Genomic DNA, 1,039 nt, shown 5'->3' with positions numbered 1-1,039 from the left:
TCACGAGATTGCCGGCGACGAGTTTCCAGACACCTACTATGAGTGTGTCGACCCCGACTACGAGGATCGATCTCATACGTTCCGAGTCCGATCTGATCTCGGTGCCGTCGTTGGACGCCTGTGATGATCTGGTCACGGCTCAAAGCCGCTCTGTCGAAATCCTTAAAAATTGATAGAATCGGCGTGCGAGATACAGAGGATCAGTTCAGCACACCGGTTTCGTTGATCTCGCTTCAAATCAAGTGAACCAGCTGCTCGTTGAACCCGCTCATCGACCGGCTGTTTCAGGCGAGAATATGTCTGAATGATAGGACTTCAACAAAGCCGCTCCAATCAGTTTAGGCGAGTGTAAGAAGGAAGCCTCGCCCTTTAGCTTCCAACTGCACGCTGGCTGAATTTGGTATATATTACGATTGAGAGTATAACTCCAAAGACACCCAACGCAGAAATAACGGTGAACCCAGTAGCGTACCCCGAGACGCCGTAATAATCGACGAACAGCCGGAGTATCGGTGGGATTACGAACCCACCAAATGCTCCGATCCCGCCAATGATCCCGGAGGCACCCCCGACCGCCTCGGGGACGTACAGAGGCACAAGCTGGGTTACTGCAGCATTCGCGACTCCGATCCCAACTGCCAGGCATAGCATGGCTGCTACTGCGGCACCGAATCCGTCGGCGATTGTCATCAAGATCCCTGCACCGCCGACAGTTGCGAAACTGACTGCGGAGAGGCGTTCACCTCCGACCCTGTCACTCAGAAACCCACCGGGGATTCGTATAAACGTTGCCAGTAGGGCGAACCCAAGTGCCGTTATTATACCGGCGGTACGGCCATCGACTCCGTGAAACGATACCCAGTACGTTGGATACCAAACCGTAAGTGCCAGAAATCCGCCGAGAGATGTAAAGTAAAGCGCGACTAACATCCATGTTCGTGGCATACTCGCTGCTTGCCGAATCGACCCCCACGCATCATTGCTTGGGAAGATTTCTTCACCGAGTTTTTTACTGCCTTGCTTAGCCTCCTCCACGTTA

Annotated in this window: 1 protein-coding gene; it reads right to left on the bottom strand. The window is 53.3% G+C overall.

What is annotated here, in order from left to right; all coding sequences use genetic code 11:
• Positions 1-369: 369 nt before the first annotated feature.
• On the bottom strand, positions 370-1,039 hold a 670-nt coding region (locus U4E84_RS18685), incomplete at its 5' end, for an MFS transporter (protein WP_322533545.1).

The sequence above is a fragment of the Halorubrum sp. AD140 genome, from assembly GCF_034497445.1.
In the GTDB taxonomy this organism is placed as follows: Archaea; Halobacteriota; Halobacteria; order Halobacteriales; family Haloferacaceae; genus Halorubrum.
Note: the sequence above shows the minus strand (reverse complement) of the source record. Positions and strands in the feature narration are given on the sequence as shown.